At 63.5% G+C, this 16,728-nt stretch carries 13 protein-coding genes; 7 read left to right on the top strand and 6 right to left on the bottom strand.

Translation table 11 applies throughout. The features are described from left to right. Nucleotides 1-139 precede the first annotated feature (139 nt). The 4 genes from AC30NL_RS20990 (at nt 140) to AC30NL_RS20975 (ending at nt 5,698) form a co-directional block, all read left to right on the top strand. Nucleotides 140-1,147: a glycoside hydrolase family 5 protein gene (locus tag AC30NL_RS20990; protein WP_489465922.1), complete on the top strand. Its 1,008-nt coding sequence runs from the start codon at nt 140-142 to the stop codon at nt 1,145-1,147. Nucleotides 1,148-1,409: 262 nt separating this feature from the next. Further along, nucleotides 1,410-3,215: a carbohydrate-binding domain-containing protein gene (locus AC30NL_RS20985; RefSeq protein ID WP_489465921.1), complete on the top strand. Its 1,806-nt coding sequence runs from the start codon at nt 1,410-1,412 to the stop codon at nt 3,213-3,215. A gap of 228 nt (nt 3,216-3,443) precedes the next feature. Next, a complete protein-coding gene (locus tag AC30NL_RS20980; protein ID WP_489465920.1) occupies nt 3,444-5,120 on the top strand; it encodes a hypothetical protein in 1,677 nt (558 codons plus the stop codon). 143 nt (nt 5,121-5,263) lie between these two features. Next, a complete protein-coding gene (locus AC30NL_RS20975; protein ID WP_489465919.1) occupies nt 5,264-5,698 on the top strand; it encodes a universal stress protein in 435 nt (144 codons plus the stop codon). An 87-nt stretch (nt 5,699-5,785) separates the two neighbouring features. On the opposite strand, the gene AC30NL_RS20970 is transcribed toward AC30NL_RS20975, so the two are convergent. Further along, nucleotides 5,786-6,640: a ZIP family metal transporter gene (locus tag AC30NL_RS20970; protein WP_489465918.1), complete on the bottom strand. Its 855-nt coding sequence runs from the start codon at nt 6,638-6,640 to the stop codon at nt 5,786-5,788. 241 nt (nt 6,641-6,881) lie between these two features. Between AC30NL_RS20970 and AC30NL_RS20965 the strand changes: the two genes are divergently transcribed. Beyond that, entirely contained in the window at nt 6,882-8,420 is a 1,539-nt protein-coding gene (locus AC30NL_RS20965; RefSeq protein ID WP_489465917.1) for a Ppx/GppA phosphatase family protein, read from the top strand. Between the two features lie 39 nt (nt 8,421-8,459). Here the strand turns inward: AC30NL_RS20965 and sixA are convergent, their stop codons facing one another. The 5 genes from sixA to queG all read right to left on the bottom strand — a co-directional run bounded on the left by sixA (nt 8,460) and on the right by queG (nt 14,620). Then, nucleotides 8,460-8,921: a phosphohistidine phosphatase SixA gene (gene sixA / locus AC30NL_RS20960; protein WP_489465916.1), complete on the bottom strand. Its 462-nt coding sequence runs from the start codon at nt 8,919-8,921 to the stop codon at nt 8,460-8,462. Continuing rightward, nucleotides 8,921-11,002 (bottom strand): polyphosphate kinase 1, encoded by a 2,082-nt coding sequence (gene ppk1, locus AC30NL_RS20955; protein WP_489465915.1) that lies wholly within the window; start codon nt 11,000-11,002, stop codon nt 8,921-8,923. The genes sixA and ppk1 overlap by 1 nt, the downstream gene beginning before the upstream one ends. Before the next feature lie 444 nt (nt 11,003-11,446). Next, a complete protein-coding gene (xerD, locus tag AC30NL_RS20950; protein ID WP_489465914.1) occupies nt 11,447-12,349 on the bottom strand; it encodes a site-specific tyrosine recombinase XerD in 903 nt (300 codons plus the stop codon). A 70-nt stretch (nt 12,350-12,419) separates the two neighbouring features. Further along, nucleotides 12,420-13,406, bottom strand: coding sequence for a tripartite tricarboxylate transporter substrate binding protein BugE (locus AC30NL_RS20945; protein ID WP_489465913.1), 987 nt, complete (start codon nt 13,404-13,406; stop codon nt 12,420-12,422). 65 nt (nt 13,407-13,471) lie between these two features. Further along, a complete protein-coding gene (queG, locus tag AC30NL_RS20940) occupies nt 13,472-14,620 on the bottom strand; it encodes a tRNA epoxyqueuosine(34) reductase QueG (protein ID WP_489465912.1) in 1,149 nt (382 codons plus the stop codon). Here queG and tsaE point away from each other — a divergent pair. Together tsaE and AC30NL_RS20930 are read left to right on the top strand one after the other, a co-directional pair. Then, a complete protein-coding gene (tsaE, locus tag AC30NL_RS20935) occupies nt 14,606-15,085 on the top strand; it encodes a tRNA (adenosine(37)-N6)-threonylcarbamoyltransferase complex ATPase subunit type 1 TsaE (protein ID WP_489465911.1) in 480 nt (159 codons plus the stop codon). The two genes, queG and tsaE, sit on opposite strands and share 15 nt — an antisense overlap. Nucleotides 15,086-15,136: 51 nt before the next feature. Further along, nucleotides 15,137-16,504 (top strand): N-acetylmuramoyl-L-alanine amidase, encoded by a 1,368-nt coding sequence (locus AC30NL_RS20930; RefSeq protein ID WP_489465910.1) that lies wholly within the window; start codon nt 15,137-15,139, stop codon nt 16,502-16,504. Nucleotides 16,505-16,728 lie beyond the last annotated feature (224 nt).

Genomic DNA, 16,728 nt, shown 5'->3' with positions numbered 1-16,728 from the left:
GAATAATTTTCCGTTTTGGGGGCGCAGGGCGGGATGCGATGCAAGGCGCTCCGAGCGCCGTGTGGCGAGCCACACAAGCGAGGAGCAACGCCGCAGCGCGCACGCCCTGCGCCCCCAAAACGGGAAATTGTTTTGGGCCATGTCCTTGCTTGTTGGTGCACTGGTGGCTGTCGAGGAGGCGCGTGCGCAGCTGGCCGAGGCTGCTTCGCCGCCGCTGGGCACCGGGCCGGGTGCCTCGCGGCCAGCCTGGGCCGCAGCAGCCCGTCTCTCGCGCGGCATCCGGCTCGCAGGCCTTCTGCAAGGCACACCCCTTGATTCCGGAACCATCAGCACCATCGCCAAGGCCGGTTTTCGCAGCGTTCACCTGCCGGTGCGGTGGCCCGATCCGCCCGACGAGGCGCTGGCCCGGCGCATCGACGCCACCATCGACGCAATGCTTGCGCAGGATCTGGTGGTGGTGCTCGATCTGCGGCATGGCACTCGACAGGCAGCCGACCCGCCGGCTGCAGGCGATGCGGCGGCCGAGGCTGCCTGGTGGCAGGGGCGATTCGTCGGCCTGTGGCGCCAAGTGGCGCAGCGCCATGCCGGCCGTGGGTCGCGCCTGATGTTCGAAGTGTCTTTGCCACCGGAAGCGGTGTTGCCGGCCACGCAGGGCAACGCGCTGCTGGTGCAGGCGCTGCGCGCCATTCGCCAAAGCAACCCGGCCCGGGTGGTAGTGGCCGGTTGGCCCGACGCGGTCAATTTGCCGCGTCTGACGCTCCCGGACGACAGGCACCTGATTGTCGGCATCGGCAACCCTGAGCCCTATCGCTTCACCCGCCAGGGCGTGCCTGTGGTGCTTGGCGCTGCGGCTTGGCTCGGCACGAGTTGCTGCAGCCCGCAGGAGCAGCAACTGATGGCGTTGCCGCTGAACCTGGCGCAAGCGTGGTCACAGGAGCACCGCTACCCGGTGTGGATCGAGTCTTTCGCGTCGTCCCGGCAGGCGCCCCTGGCCCAGCGCGCTCTCCATGCCCGACTGATGCGGGAGGCGGCAGAGGCCAGGGGCTTCTCCTGGGCCTATGGCGACTTCAATGCCGAATTCGGCATTCACGACCCGGCGTCTGGTCGCTGGCAGAGCCCACTGCTGGAGGCCTTGCTCGGCCCCTGAGCAGAACAAAAACGTGTTCCAAGTTGCTGCAATGCATGCGCTTGGCTTTCGGCGGGTTCCACTGGTGCCTTTCGCCTTGAGACGTGGCTTCGTACCACTTTTTGTTTCCAGACGAAACGGCGTGAGCCATTCGAACCGCTTTTCTCGCTGCTGACAGAGAGGAGCAGGGACAGTCCCCAGCGCCGCACGGCAGGTTGCAAGGTCGGGTTTCTTTTCGAGGCCGGAAATTGGAACTGCTGAACATCATCCTTGAGGAATGAATATGAGAGTGAAGCTGAAAACGGTCACGGCTGTTGCCGAGGCCATGGCCGTGTTGGTACTGGCCGGTTGTGGAGGCGGATCGGGCGACGAGGGCTTGGCCGACGCGCTGGGCGCGAATACCGATGCGCGCCGCAGTGCGGTGTCGGCCGCCGCGCCCAACGTCACAGTGAGCGCCAGAGGCAGCTTGGCGGGCAATGTCGGCCCGCTGATGACGCTGAGGGTCAACGGCACGACGGTCGCCAGCGTGGAGGTGCGTGCGCAGAACTACCAGGACTACAGCTTCACAGTGCCCGCGATCCCCGCGGGCGCAAAGGTGGATGTGGTGTTCAACAACGATGCCACGATCAACGGGCAAGATCGGAACCTGTTCGTGGCGTCCATCACTCTCAACGGGACGACGATTGCGTCTACGGCGACGGGGGTGACCTTCGATCGAGGCGCAGGCGCCAAGGCGTTCGATGGCCTGGACGTGCTGCCCGGCCGGCGGGAACTCTTGTGGGACGGGGCGCTGCGCTTCACGGTCGCAGCCACGGTGAACACGGCCGGCCTCAGCCCGTCCTGCGCCAGTTTCTATGCGGGCAAACCGGACTTCGCGTTGAGCACCTCGCGTTCGGTGGACCCCATTCCAGCCATGGCCAAGCCGGCCCGGGGCGCGGTTTTCACCGAGCCGACCTACAAGACTTGCGCGGTGCGAGTGACCGACCACGTGGCCGATGGCATGCAAGGTTTCGCAAGGAACGACTACGCGCGCATCCAGGCGTTCAACGCAAACAACACCAAGCCACTGACGATCTCGGAGGACGGCTTCTACAACGTGTTTGACGCCAACACGCCTGCGCACCTGAAGAAACTGCCGAGCTTCGGCTCGGCCGCCGAGGTGCAATGGCATCCGAGCAACCCCGATCTGCTCTACGTCGCGTCCGATGGGGGATCAGAGATGAAGCTGGAGGAGCTGAATGTGTCGACCGGCGCCGTGCACGTGGTCGGCGACTTCGAGGCACGCATCAAGGCCTTGTTCCCTGGCTCGACGCCAGGGCAGGTCCAAACCGGCGGAGAGGGATCGCCGTCGAAGGATGGGCGCTACTGGTGCTTCATGGTCCGGGACAAGGACAAAGTCAATCAGTGGGGCAGCAAACTGGGCGTGGGGGTCTTCACCTGGGATCGCGACACCAACACGATCGTCGGCTCCATGCCGCTGAAAGGAGAGATACCGGACCACGTCAGCATGAGCCCCAGCGGGGAGTACTGCGTGGTGTCAAGCGATGGCGCCATCGGCACCACCGCGTTCACGCGCAACTTCGGCCAGAAAACCCAGTTGCTGACCAACTCGCAGCACTCGGACTTGGCCATCGACGCAAACGGCAGGGACGTGTACGTCGGCGTGGACAACCGGGCCGGGCCCTATGACGGCGACGTGTTCTTTGCCGACCTCCAGACCGGTGCGCGCACGCTGCTGTTCAATAGCTACATCGATGGCACCGCCACGGCTTTCCACTTCTCGGGCAAGGGCTACAACAAGCCAGGCTGGGTAGTGGTCAGTTCGGACGCCGATGGCTGCGACAGCTGCGGCGGGCCAGTGCGCAAGTGGCTGCACCGCAAGATCATGGCCGTGCAACTCAAGGCCAACCCGGTGACTTACAACCTGGGATTCCACCGTTCAACATATGACGGCTATTTCACTGCATCGGAAGCCAGCGTGAATCGGGATTTCACCAGGGTGGTCTACACCTCCAACTGGAATTCGGCCGTGACCGGCGATCTGGATGCATACGTGATCGAGATTCCCTCAGACACCCTGAAGCCCTGAAGGACACCACTACGCTGAAGGACAGCGTCGCCATCACCTGGGTCACGGACCCGTGGCAGCAACTCGTGCTGCCCGCCCCCCACGGGCAAGGTGTATGGCGCAGGGTCCGGCGACCGTCCTGAGGTACAGATCGTCGACAGCGCCATCAGCTCGGGCTGATGCGCGACGTCGGTGATGCACGGGGCGCAACACATCCAACTTCCAATTTCATCATCAAGGAGAACACCCATGCGATCGACTTTGAGCACCCGGACTTGGGCCGGTGCACTGGCCGCGCTGGCACTTGCCGGCTGCGGCGGCGGCGACGCGGACACCGGCAGCGCCGCCGTGTATGTGTCCGATACCACCAGCCACGCCATGGCCACCACAACGGCGGAATCCAGCTCCAGTCTCAGCCCGACATGCGCCAGCTTCTATGCCGCACGACCAAGCTTCACCCTCGACTCGACCCGCCACGCGGACCCGATCGCCGCCATGGCGAAGCCCGCCAAAGGTGGGGCCTTCGCCGAGTTGGCCTACAAAACCTGCGAGGTGCGCGCCACCGACCATGTGGCCGATGGCGCCTCGGGTTTCGCTCGCAACGACTACTCCCGCCGCCAGCCATTCAATGCCAACAGCAGCAAATACCTGGTGCCAGCGCTCAATGGCTACTGGCACACGTATGACGCCAACAATCAGGCCCATCTCAAGCAGCTCTCGGGGCCTGCAGGCGATGCCGAACCGCAATGGCACGCGACCAACGCCGACCTGCTTTACTACCTGCCCACCAACGGCGTCGGCATGAAGCTGAATGAGCTCAACGTCAGCACCGGCGCCAGCCGCGTGATCGGCAACTTCGGCACGCGACTCAAGGCCCGCTGGCCCACCGCCAACGCAGCCTGGACCAAATCGGAAGGCTCGCCCTCCAAGGACGGACGCTTCTGGTGCTTCATGGTCGACAACGGCAACTGGGGCAGCGTCGGCGTGTTCGCATGGGACCGCGACACTGACACCGTCCTCGGCTATCTCGACACCAAAGGCGAGCGCCCCGACCACGTCAGCATGAGCCCGAGCGGCAAATACTGCGTGGTCTCAGGCGATGGCCCGTCCGGCACCGTCTCCTACACGCCCGACTTCAAGCAAAAAACCGTGCTACACCCCAAGTCGGAGCATTCGGACTTGGCGATCGATGCCAACGGCGAAGACGTGTATGTGTCGGTCGATTACCAGTCCAGCGCCGGCGACTTGTTCATGACCAACCTGCGCACCGGCGTGCGCACCGTGCTGTTGCCTACCTACCTCAGCGGCACCGCTACCGCGCTGCACGTCTCTGGCAAGGCCTACAACAAGCCGGGCTGGGTGGTTGTCAGCACCTATGCCGACAACGGAGGGGCACGCCAGTGGCTACACAAGAAAGTGATGGCCGTGCAGCTCAAGGCAGATCCGACGGTCTACAACCTCGCATTCCACCGCTCGCTGGAGAACGGCTACTGGACCGAACCCCAAGCCGCCGTGAACCGCGACTTCACCAAAGTCCTGTTCAACTCCAACTGGAGCGTCAACAGCGACACCGACGTCGACGCGTACATGGTGGAGATTCCGTCCGGCAGCCTCAAGGACCTGAGCTCGACCACGCCGCCTCCGACCACGCCCACGGCGTTGGGCATCACGCTCGGCACGGTCACCCGCTCGGGCTACAACGCGAGCTTCAGCCTCACCACCAATCAGGCCGCCAAGTGCCGCATGTCGTCGTCGCCGGGCCAGGCCTATGCCGTGCTGTACGACAACCTCGTCACGGATGCGCAAGGCCTGAAACACACCAAGTCGCTAACGCTGGCATCGGCGTCGGGCACGGCCACCGTCTACGCTGTGTGTAAAGCGGATGCCTCGACGTCCGAGAAGGAAGTGGCGGTCAGGTTTCCGTAAACGCGCTTTGGGCATGTCGCCTCGCAGCGGCATGCTCCTCAGGAGGAACGCACCCTGATGAGGCAGCGGGTGGGCTTGACTCGCGCCCGGCATGCGCCCATTCTTGCAGTGCCGAGGTTTCCCACCACTCCAAGGAGGTGATCATGTTCCAGCGCATCCTCGTTCCGACTGACGGCTCGGACATCACCAAGAAGGCCGTCGATACCGCCATTAGTCTCGCTCGCTCGCTAAAGGCGCGGATCTACACGATCAGCGTGAAAGAGCCCTTCCCGTACAGCGCGATCTCGGAGATGCAGCCTACGCCGCCGCAGGAATTCTTCGATGCGCAAGAGCGCATTGCGAGTCAACGGATCACGGCGGTGCGCGACGCGTGCGCCGCGGCGGGACAGGAGTGCGAAGCCCACACCGTGGAGGCCCTGCACCCATGGGAAGCCATCATCGAACATGCGCAGCGCATGGAATGCGATCTGCTGGTGATGGCCTCGCATGGCCGGCGCGGGGTGAGTGCGCTGCTGCTGGGAAGCGAGACACAGAAGGTGCTCACGCACAGCAAGTTGCCGGTGTTGGTGGTGCGATAGGGGCTTGGGCGAAAGCCCATGACCGGGTTGAACCCGCAGCTACGGGTCGCCCTGTCGCAAGCCGAGGTCGACTGTCCACCAAGCAATTCAATGATGGTGCAACGACCCCGTCGCCAGTACCACGACCACCAGCCCGCCCCCAAGCCACGCCAACTGCGCCGCCGTGTCCCGCCACGACAGGCGGTGCTGCAACTGCGGAATCAGGTCCGCCACCGCCACGTACACGAAGCTGCTCGAGGCCACCACGAGCAGGTACGGGAAAAGTTCTTTCCACGGTCCCACAATGAAGTAGCCGATGACACCGCCCACCACCGCGGCCAAGCCTGACACTGCGTTGTAAATGAGTGCCTTGCGCCGCGATAGCCCGGCGTTCAGGAGCACGATGTAGTCGCCCACCTCCTGCGGAATCTCGTGCGCAATGATTGCGAGCGACGTGACGACGCCGAGCCGCACGTCGGTGAGAAACGCCGCAGCGATGATGATGCCGTCGCAGAAGTTGTGGATGCTGTCGCCCAGCAACACCGTCCATCCACCCCGCCCGGCCTGTGCCTTGTCGAAGCCGTGGTGGTGGTGCTCATCGCCTTCGTGGTGATGCTGGTGCCGATAGAGCTCCGCCTTCTCCAGCAGAAAGAAGAACAACAGTCCGGCAAGCAGCGTGGTGAATAGACTTTGCGGACTCGCCTTGCTTTCAAACGCTTCGGGCAGCACGTTGAGCAAGGCTGTGCCGAGCAGCACTCCCGCCGACAGGCTCACCAAGTCGCGCACCAGGCGTGACAGCACACTCAAGGTCAGGCTTGCGGCAATGACGACCGACAGCAGGCCGCCGGCGAAGGTGGCGATAACGATGTAGAGCAGGATCATGAACGGCCCGTGTATGCCAGACGCAGCCGCCTCGTGCGAGACGGCGAAAAACGAACCGCGCATTCTAGGAAGGTTCTGCATGCGCGCTCCGCGCCGATGTTGCATAGGTAATGCATGGCCTCAGAGGGACCTCAGAGGCTGAGAGTTTTTCGATCATGCCCGCTCATCAACGCCAAAAGCCCCCTGCTCGTCGTTGCAAATGCTCGCCATAGCCAAGCCATGGCTTCGCTTTGCGCCTAGATCAGGCGCCTTTTGACGTGCTGCTCAGACACGTTCGAAATACTCTCAGCCTCTCACCGCCTTTGCCCCGACAATGCCGCCCATGAATTCAGTCTCCCTCGTGACGAGCGTCTCCGAAAACACCGCGCCGCGATGGCCCGGGCAACTCGCCGCCGTCGACATGGGCTCCAACAGCTTTCGCCTCGAGATCGGTCAGATCCACCAGGGCCGATACCGCCGCATTGACTATCTGAAAGAAACCGTTCGCCTCGGCGCCGGGCTCAATGACGAGGGACTCCTGACCCGCGAAGCCACCGCGCGTGGTCTCGCCTGCCTGGCCCGCTTCTCTCAGCGGCTACAGAGTTACGCACCCTGGCAGATTCGCGCAGTGGCCACGCAAACCCTGCGCGAAGCACGCAATCGCGACGCCTTTCTGGCTCAGGCTCAGCCGGTACTCGGTGCACCGATCGAAGTGATCTCCGGCCGCGAAGAAGCCCGCCTCATCTTTGCCGGTGTGGCGCGATTGCAGCCCTCGGACAAGCCACGGCTCGTCGTCGACATTGGCGGGCGATCCACCGAGATGATCATCGGCCGTGGACGCAAACCCATCCAGGCCGAATCGTTCCAGGTCGGCAGCGTCAGCCTGTCGATGAAGTACTTCGGCGATGGACGCTTCACGGAGATCGCGTTCCGCGCAGCGCAGATAGCCGCAGGCGCCGAACTCGAAGAGGCGCTGGAGACCTTCGCGCCGTCCAACTGGTCCGAGGCCCTGGGTTCATCGGGCACCGTGGGCGCGGTCTCGCAATTGCTCGCCGCGAGCAAGATCACCGACGGCCGCATCACGCCGGCCGGCCTGCGCTGGCTGATGGAGCAGTGCCTGCGCGCCGGCAAGGTCGAAAAGCTGTCGCTGCCCGGCCTGAAAGAAGACCGTCGCGCGGTCATTGCGGGCGGCCTTGCCATTCTCTATACCCTCGCTGCGCATTTCGGCATCGACGAACTCATGCCGGCACGCGGCGCCTTGCGCCAGGGCGTGATCTTTGATCTCGAAGAGCGGCTCGAAGCCGCTGCCCAGCGCGTCGATGGCCACGACATTCGCGATGCGTCGGTGCGCGAGCTGCAACGGCGCTTCATGGTCGACACGCAGCACGCGATGCGTGTGCAGTCGGTGGCAGAGATGCTGTACGACAGTGTGCAGCCGCGCGCATCGCACGACGCGCGGCGAGAGCTGCAATGGGCTTGTTCGCTGCACGAGGTGGGCATGATGGTGTCGCACCACGATCACCACCGCCACAGCGCCTACATGCTCGCACACGTTGATGCGCCGGGGTTTTCGCAATCGCAGCAACGTCGGCTGGCCGACCTGGTTCTTGCGCAGCGCGGTGGGCTGCGCAAAGTCGAGGCAAGTCTGGCGCAACCAGGAATCGCTTGGCAGGTGCTGTGCCTGCGCCTCGCAATCATCGAGTGCCATGCGCGCGGCGATGTGGATCCGAAGGCCATGCGACTGGCGATGGCCGGTGGTGTCGTGAACGTGCGCGTGCCGGAGGTCTGGGCCTCGACGCATCCGCGGACGATGCATTTGTTGGGAGAAGAAGTCGCAGCCTGGGAGCGAGGCGGGCCTTTGACGTTGACGCTCAAGCGATAGGCGAGCGGCGAGCGGCGAGCGGCGAGCGGCGAAGCCAGACTACAAACAATCCGGAGATTGCACTGCCTGAAGCACCACCTGCGCAAAGCCTTCTTTGTCGCGGTGTCGCAGCCACCACACCGCTCCCTTCTTGATGGCCCAGGGCAACGCCTGATCCGCGAGCAGACAGGCGGCGACGACGCCCAGCGTCGGCTGATGTCCGACCACCAGCACCGGCTCCGGCGCATCGGGCCATCGAACGGCTTTTAGCAAGGCGTCGACCGTCGCGTCGGGCGCGAGCGCCTCTACCGTCTTGAAGGTCCTGCCCAGGGCCTTCGCAGTTTGCTGCGCTCGCACAGCAGGGCTCACGAGTATGCGTGTCGAATGTGCGATGCGCTGATTGAGCCAATCGGCCATGCGCTGGGCCTGCCGCTCGCCTTTGGGGGTCAGCCCCCGCTCGAGGTCGCTCTGCCCTTCACGCTCCAGATGTGCTTCGGCGTGGCGCCATAAGATCAGATCCATCAGGCTTCGCCTCCCGAATTCGGCGCATACAACTGCATCAGCGCCTGTTGAGCACTCGGCCCATTGGTGCCAACTCGCTCGTAGCTGCCATCGGGCCTCAGCGACCATGCATCGCAGCCGTCGTGCAAGTAAGGCACGAGGCATTCGTCAATGACGCGCTGCCTGAGCGCCACATTGCGAATCGGCCACGCCACTTCGATGCGCCGGAACATGTTGCGGCTCATCCAGTCTGCACTCGACAAATAGAGCGCCTCGTCCGCATCGGACTGCCCCCATCTGAAATAGAGGATGCGCGAATGTTCGAGAAAGCGCCCCACGATCGATCGAACACGGATGCGGCTGGTCACGCCTTCGATACCCGGCGGCAGCATGCACGCACCGCGCACGATGAGGTCGATCTCGGCGCCGGCCTGCGACGCTCGAATGAGCGCCTCGATCAGCGGCACGTCGGTGAGCGCGTTGATCTTCGCGACGATGCGGGCTGGCTCGCCGCGCCGCGCCGCCTCGGTCACCATCTCGACGTGCTGAAGGCTGCGTCGATGCAGAGTGAAGGGGGCATGCAGCAAATGCTTCAGGGGCTTCATCTTGCCCAGGCTCGCCAGCTGCTGAAACACGGCGTCCGCGTCGGACGTGAGCTCAGGTTCGGCCGTGAAGTAACCCACGTCGGTGTAAAGCCGTGCAGTCCTGGGGTTGTAGTTGCCGGTGGACAGGTGAGCGTAGCGGCGCAAACGCGACTCCTCCCGTCGCGTGACGAGCAGCAGCTTCGCGTGCGTCTTCAAGCCCACGATGCCGTACACCACTTGCGCGCCCACGGCTTCCAGCCGCTCGGCCCAGTTGATGTTGGCCTCTTCGTCGAAGCGCGCCTTCAGCTCCACCACCACCATCACTTCCTTGCCGCGACGGGCGGCTTCGATCAGCAAGTCCATCAAGGGCGATTCACTGCCCGTGCGGTAGATGGTCTGCTTGATGGCGAGCACATCGGGGTCGTTGACCGCTTCGCGCAGAAACTGCACCACTGGCTCAAAGGATTCGAAGGGATGGTGCAAGAGGACGTCGTCCTGCCGCAAGCGCGCGAAGATCGATTCCTGTCGCGGCAGCCGGCCCTGCGGCCACGCGCCCTCGAAAGCCGGGAAGCGAAGCGCAGGTGCAACGGCCTGGTCAATCAACTGATTGAGTCGCACCAGGTTCACCGGTCCGTTCACGCGGTACAAGGCCTCCTGCGGCAGGTCGAACTGCTCCAGCAAGAATTCGGCAAGTTCCGGCGGACATGTGTGGACCACCTCGAGCCGAATCGCCAAGCCGAAATGTCGCGTGGTCAGGCCAGATCGCAGCGCCTGTCGCAGGTTGATCACATCGTCTTCGTCGACTTCGAGATCTGAGTCGCGCGTGACCCGGAACTGCGAGAACGCCGCGACCTCGCGCCCCGGGAACAACTCGCCCAGGTGCGCACGAATCACGCTCGTGAGCAACACAAAGGCCTGCTTGCCATGCGGCGCCAGAGCATCGGGCAGCTTGATCACCCGCGCAAGCACACGTGGCACCTTGACAATTGCGATGGTGTTCTCACGGCCAAAGGCGTCACGCCCTGTCAGGCGCACGATGAAGTTGAGAGACTTGTTGGCGACCTGCGGAAAGGGATGCGAAAGGTCAAGCCCCACCGGCACGAGCAGCGGCTTCACTTGCCGGCTGAAGAACTGCTCGACCCATTTGCGCTGTTCGGCATTGCGGTCGGCATGGTTGAGGATGATGATGCCCTCGCGATGCAGCAGCGGCATCACATCGTCGTTGAAAGCGGCGTACTGATCGTCGATGAGCGCATGGGCTTCGGCGGCCACCGATTCAAGGTCCCGATTGGATACGCCGGCGCCGGGCTGCCGGGCCGCTTCGATGTAGTCGGCGAATCGCACCTCGAAGAACTCGTCCATGTTAGACGACACGATGCAGATGTAGCGCAACCGCTCCAGCAAGGGAACGTCAATGCGGCGCGCCTGTGCCAGGACACGGCGGTTGAACTCGAGGATGGCGCGTTCGCGGCTCAGCAGCGACGGCAAGGCGTGCACCGCGGCGGTATCGGGACTCATGCATTGAGTTTATGAAGATTTCGGGACGATTTCGTGACAAGAGAAGCCGATCAACCACAGAACCAATCGACCCAACGCGCCGCCGCGAGAACACGCGGCCCGCTGAGAGGCTGAGAGGCTGAGAGTATTTCGATCATGGCCGCTCATCACGCCAAAAGACCCCTGCTCGTCGTTGCAAATGCTCGCCATAGCCCGGGCTATGGCTGCGCTTTGCGCCTAGTACTGCGTTTCACCAAAACGTTGACAAATTAAATCGATGGATTCGTTCGTCAGGCTAGGCGCAAACCGCAGCGATACCGGTGGTATCGCGAGGATTTGCAACGACGCATGGCGAGCGAAGACACGATTTAATGTCAACGTTTTGGTGAAACGCAGTACTAGATCAGGTGCCTTTTGACGCGCCGCTCGGACACGCTCGAAAAACTCTCAGCCTCTGCGGCCCGATCAACCGCGCGGGTGATGCCGCGCGTGAAGTGACCGCAAGCGCTCTCTGGCCACATGCGTGTAGATCGTCGTCGTCGAAATATCTGCATGCCCGAGCAGCATCTGCACGGCGCGCAAGTCAGCACCGTGGTTCAGCAGATGTGTCGCGAAGGCGTGCCGCAAGGTGTGCGGCGACAAGGACACCAGTACGCCGCCTCGTACGGCGTGCTGCTTGATCAGCTTCCAGAACATCTGCCTCGTCATCGGCCCGCCGCGCGAGGTGACAAAGAGCGCGTCGCTGGTTTGCCCCTTGAGGATTTCTCCGCGCGCTTCGGCCAAATAACGGGTGACCCATGCATGCGCTTCCTCGCCGAAGGGCACGAGCCGCTCCTTGGCCCCCTTGCCCGTGGCGTGCAAGGCGCCATCGGGCAGGCTCACATGCACGGTCTTCAAACCGACCAGTTCGCTCACGCGCAAGCCGCTCGCGTACATCAGTTCCAGCATGGTGCGGTCGCGCAGTCCGAGCGGCGTGTCGACGTCCGGAGCGGCCAGCAGCGACTCCACCTGCGCCTCGCTCAATGTTTTGGGCACCCGCAGCGGCTGCCTCGCTGACAACAGGCGCAAGGTCGGGTCACTGGTGGTGAGTGCTTCGCGCACGGCCCAGCGAAAGTAGCGCTTGAATACCGTCAGGCGCCGGTTGGTGCTGGTCGCTTTGCTGCCCGCATGGCGCTCGACGCTGTATTCGCGCAGATCGCTTTCCCTGCTGTCCTTGAGCGATCGGTCATGCGTCTTCGCGAGCCACTCCGAGTACAGCGTCAGATCACGCCGGTACGCGGCGAGCGTGTTCGCCGCCAGCCCGTCTTCGATCCACAACGCATCGATGAATCGGTCTATTGCTTCGGCGCTGGATTGAATGGCGGTCATCCGTGGAGAGTTCAAGTCACGAAAAAAAGGGAGCCCCAAGGCTCCCCATTGTCTCTCTGCGAGTTTCGGCTCAATCGAGCTTGAGCTTCTGGTTAATGACCACTTGCCTGTACACGTCGTACTCGGCCTTGATCTGCGCTGCGAACTGGTCAGGCGTGTTGCTGATGATGATCGAACCTGTGTCCTCGATGCGCTTCTTGACCGCCGGGTCCTCCAGCGTTTTCTTCGCCGAGCTGTAGATCTTGTCAACGACATCTTTAGGCATGCCCTTGGGTCCGTGGATGCCGTAGAAGGCCATGCGATTCACGGGCTCAAGTCCCACCTCCTTGAAAGTCGGCACATTCGGCAGTTGTGCGAGGCGGTTGGGCGCCGACACCACGATGGCGATCAGGCGACCGTCTTTGATGAAGGGCAGCGCCGACGGCAGGTTGTCGAAGATGATCGGGACCTGGCCCGCCACCGTGTCATTGAGCGCAGGCCCCGCACCCCGGTACGGAATGTGCGTCACGAAGGTTCCCGACAGGCTCTTGAACAACTCCATCTGCAAGTGGCCAATGCCGCCCGTGCCGGAGCTGCCATAGCTGTACTTTCCCGGGTTCGCCTTCAAGACGGCGATGAAGCTCTTGTAGTCCTTGGCCGGGAATGACGGGTGCACTGCAATCACGTTGGGCGTGGCCGCCAAGTTGATGATGGGTGTGAAGTCGGTGAGCGGGTTGTATGTGATCTTCGGGTTGATGGCCGGGTTGGCGGCCGTGGTCGATACGGTGGCCATGCCAATGGTGTAGCCGTCGGGTGCTGAGCGCGCAATTTCCGAGGCGCCCACCAAGCCGCCGCCGCCCGCCTTGTTCTCGACAATCACCGTTTGCCCGAGAACGGGGCCCATGCGTTCAGACACCGTGCGCGCGACGATGTCCGTTGTGCCGCCCGGGGCGAAGGGGACGATCAGCCGCACAGGCTTGGACGGATAAGCCTGGGCCCAGGTAACGCCGGCCGCGGCGCATGCTGCGCCGATTCCAAGGAGGGCCTTGGCGACCGTCACGATGGTTCTGCGATGCATTGATTCTCCTTGGAGCAAGTCAGGATGATGGTGCCGACGAGGGTCCCTTGATGCGATTGTGGAAACTACGAACTACCCCCCGAGCTTTCCCCAGGTACCGGCATGCGCTGAGAGGCTGAGCCTTGCCTCTGAGCCAAAGCCCAGTCGATGTGCTCGCGCACCAGCGATGTGGCGGTTTCGCGGGTCGCACGCAAGGCCGCCTCGATTTGCGCGCTGCCGCTTGCACGCAAGGCATTGCCGAGCGCGACTGCCAGATTGCGCTGCCAGCGCTCATGCCCGATGCGTCGGATGGCGCTGCCCTCGGTGAAGTGCAGAAAGTCCGCCTCCGTCCAGGCCCACAGTTGCAGGAGCTGCGCATCGACGAGACCCGTGCGCTCGTCGAAGTCGGGCAATGCGCTTCGCCGCGCGTACTTGTTCCAGGGGCACACGAGCTGGCAGTCGTCGCAGCCGTAGATGCGGTTTCCCATGGCCGCACGCAGTTCGACCGGAATGGGGCCACCGTCTTCGATGGTCAAGTACGAAATGCATCGCCGCGCATCGAGCCGGTAAGGCGCAACGATGGCCTGCGTGGGGCAGACGTCGATACAGGCGCTGCAGGTACCGCAATGTGCTTGCACGGGCGCCGTGGTCGGCAAAGGCAAGTCCACGTAGATCTCGCCCAGGAAAAACATTGAGCCGCCCTCGCGGTGCAGAGCCAGCGTGTGCTTGCCCCGCCAACCGATGCCGCTTCGTGCAGCGAGCTCGACTTCGAGCACCGGAGCGGAGTCAGTGAAAACTCGATGCCCGAACGGCCCCACCTCTTCGGCCAGTCGGTCTGCGAGTTTCTGCAGGCGAGAACGCAACACCTTGTGATAGTCGCGCCCCCTGGCGTAGACGGAGACAGTGGCTCGGAGTGGATCGGCCAGCCGATCCCACTCAACGGCCTGCCAGCCCCCCTCTCGGTGGCGCGGCAGATAGTCCATGCGCGCGGTGATCACGCGGACCGTGCCGGGCACCAGCTCCGCCGGCCGGGCGCGTTTGAGTCCGTGCACGGCCATGTAGTCCATGGCGCCATGAAAGCCGTTGTCCAACCATTGCAACAAGCCTGGCTCGGCGCTTGCCAAGTCCACATCGGCGACACCGATCTGTGAAAATCCCAGCGCCGCTGCCCACTCCCGCAGTTGCGGCAACACCGTCACACCATCCAAGTTGTCCAAGCCTTGAGCACCAGTCATTCGCCGATTCTAGAAACCACGAGCCTGGTCTGGTCCGACGAGGCTGATTGCGCCGCCACCGCGGCCAAGCTCGCGGCACATCCGGGCCTGCGCCGTGCGTTCGTCGAACTGCACGGCACGCTTGGCGCGGGCAAAACGACTTTCGTGCGGCACCTGATGCATGCGCTGGGCGTCGAGGGACGCATCAAGAGCCCCACCTACGCTGTGATGGAGCCTTATGAGTTGCCCGAGTTCAATGCCTGGCACTTCGATTTCTACCGCTTCAACGATCCGCAAGAGTGGGAGGACGCCGGCTTTCGCGATGTGTTCGCGGCTGAGGGACTCAAGCTGGCAGAGTGGCCGGACAGGGCGCATGGTCTCTTGCCCACACCCGATTTGCGCGTTGCAATCGCCATTGGCGACGACGAACGCAGGCACGTGAGCTTCGCGGCGCTCACCGAGCTCGGTCGGGACTTGCTGCAATGAACGACGCTGTGAACTGGAACGCCCCTCATCCCCATGGCTGCTGATCCGCAAATGTCACGCCGCACCGCCTTGCGCTCCATGGGCGTGCTAGCCCTGCTGCTGGGCAGCCGCGCGCTGGCCTTCGGCGCGAGCATCGTTGCGGTGCGGGTTTGGCCCGCTTCCGACTACACACGCGTGACCATCGAGTCGGATACGGCCTTGTCGGCCAAACACTTCATGGCAGAGAACCCGTCGCGCCTCGTCATCGATGTCGATGGCCTCGAATTGAGCCCCGCACTGAGGGAAATCATCGGCAAGGTCCGCTCCGACGATCCGTACATCGGCGGCGTGCGAGTCGGTCAGAACCAGCCACGCGTGGTTCGCCTGGTCATCGACCTGAAACAGTCCACGGCGCCGCAGGTGTTCACGCTGTCACCCGTGGCGGCCTACCAGCATCGACTGGTGTTCGATCTGTATCCGACGCACGAGCCCGACCCGCTGCTCTCGCTGATCCGCGACAAGGAAGGCGCCGACCAGCAAGCAGCCAAGGCGGTGCGAGATGCGCTGGGCGAGTTCATCGGCAAGATCGACAGGCCTTTGATCGTGAACAGCGATTCGACCTCGGACCCTGTCGCCTCGACGCCGTCGGCACCCGCACCTCCCCCCGTGGTTGCAGCTGCGTCCGCGCCCATCGGGCCGGTGGTCGCACCACAGCACAACACCAAGGTCGACCGGCTCATCATCGTCGCGTTAGACCCCGGCCACGGAGGCGAAGACCCCGGCGCTGCCGGCCCGAGCGGGCTGCGCGAGAAAGACGTGGTGCTTCAAGTCGCACTACAGCTTCGCGACCGCATCAACGCCGTGCCGGGCATGCGTGCGATGCTCACCCGCGATGCCGATTTCTTCGTGCCGCTGCACGAGCGAGTGCGCAAGGCGCGACGCGTGCAAGCCGACCTCTTCGTTTCCATCCACGCCGATGCCTTCTTCACGCCCGAGGCACGTGGCGCCTCGGTATTCGCCCTGAGCCATAGCGGAGCCAGCAGCACGGCTGCGCGCTGGATGGCCGACAAGGAAAACGCGGCCGACCTGGTGGGTGGCGTCAACATCAAGGCAAAAGATGCCAGCGTGGCCCGCGCGCTTCTCGACATGAGCACCACCGCGCAGATCAAGGACAGCATGAAGATCGGCCATGAAGTGCTGGGGCAGATCGGCAAGGTGGGCCGCCTTCACAAAGGTCAGGTCGAGCAGGCCGGCTTCGCGGTGCTGAAGGCGCCGGATATCCCGTCCATCCTGGTCGAGACGGCGTTCATCTCGAACCCGCAAGAAGAGTCGAAGCTGCGCGATGCAACTTATCAATCGCAATTGGTCGACGCGCTGACCACGGGCATCAAACACTACTTCGCGAAGAACCCGCCGCTTGCCCGGCAACGAAACCTTTGATGGGATAAGGATGACCATCGTCGCCGTCGACACCGAGCGGCTCCCGCTGCGTGAACTGAACGAAGGCGATGCGGCCTTAGAGGCACGCCTTTCAAGGTCTTGTATTGGCTCCTCTCCCCGCTGGGGCTGACCTTTACGTACGCTGGACACGCGGAAGATGGCCGTTGGAGCAAATTTTTCCCCTACGAGGTTTGAAGAAGGCGGGGTTGACGCATGACAAGTTC

Origin of the sequence: Rhizobacter sp. (assembly GCA_021153565.1) — a bacterium.
Lineage (GTDB): Bacteria > Pseudomonadota > Gammaproteobacteria > Burkholderiales > Burkholderiaceae_C > Albitalea.
The sequence above is the reverse complement of the archived record's forward strand: the minus strand, read 5'-3'. Positions and strand labels throughout refer to the sequence as shown.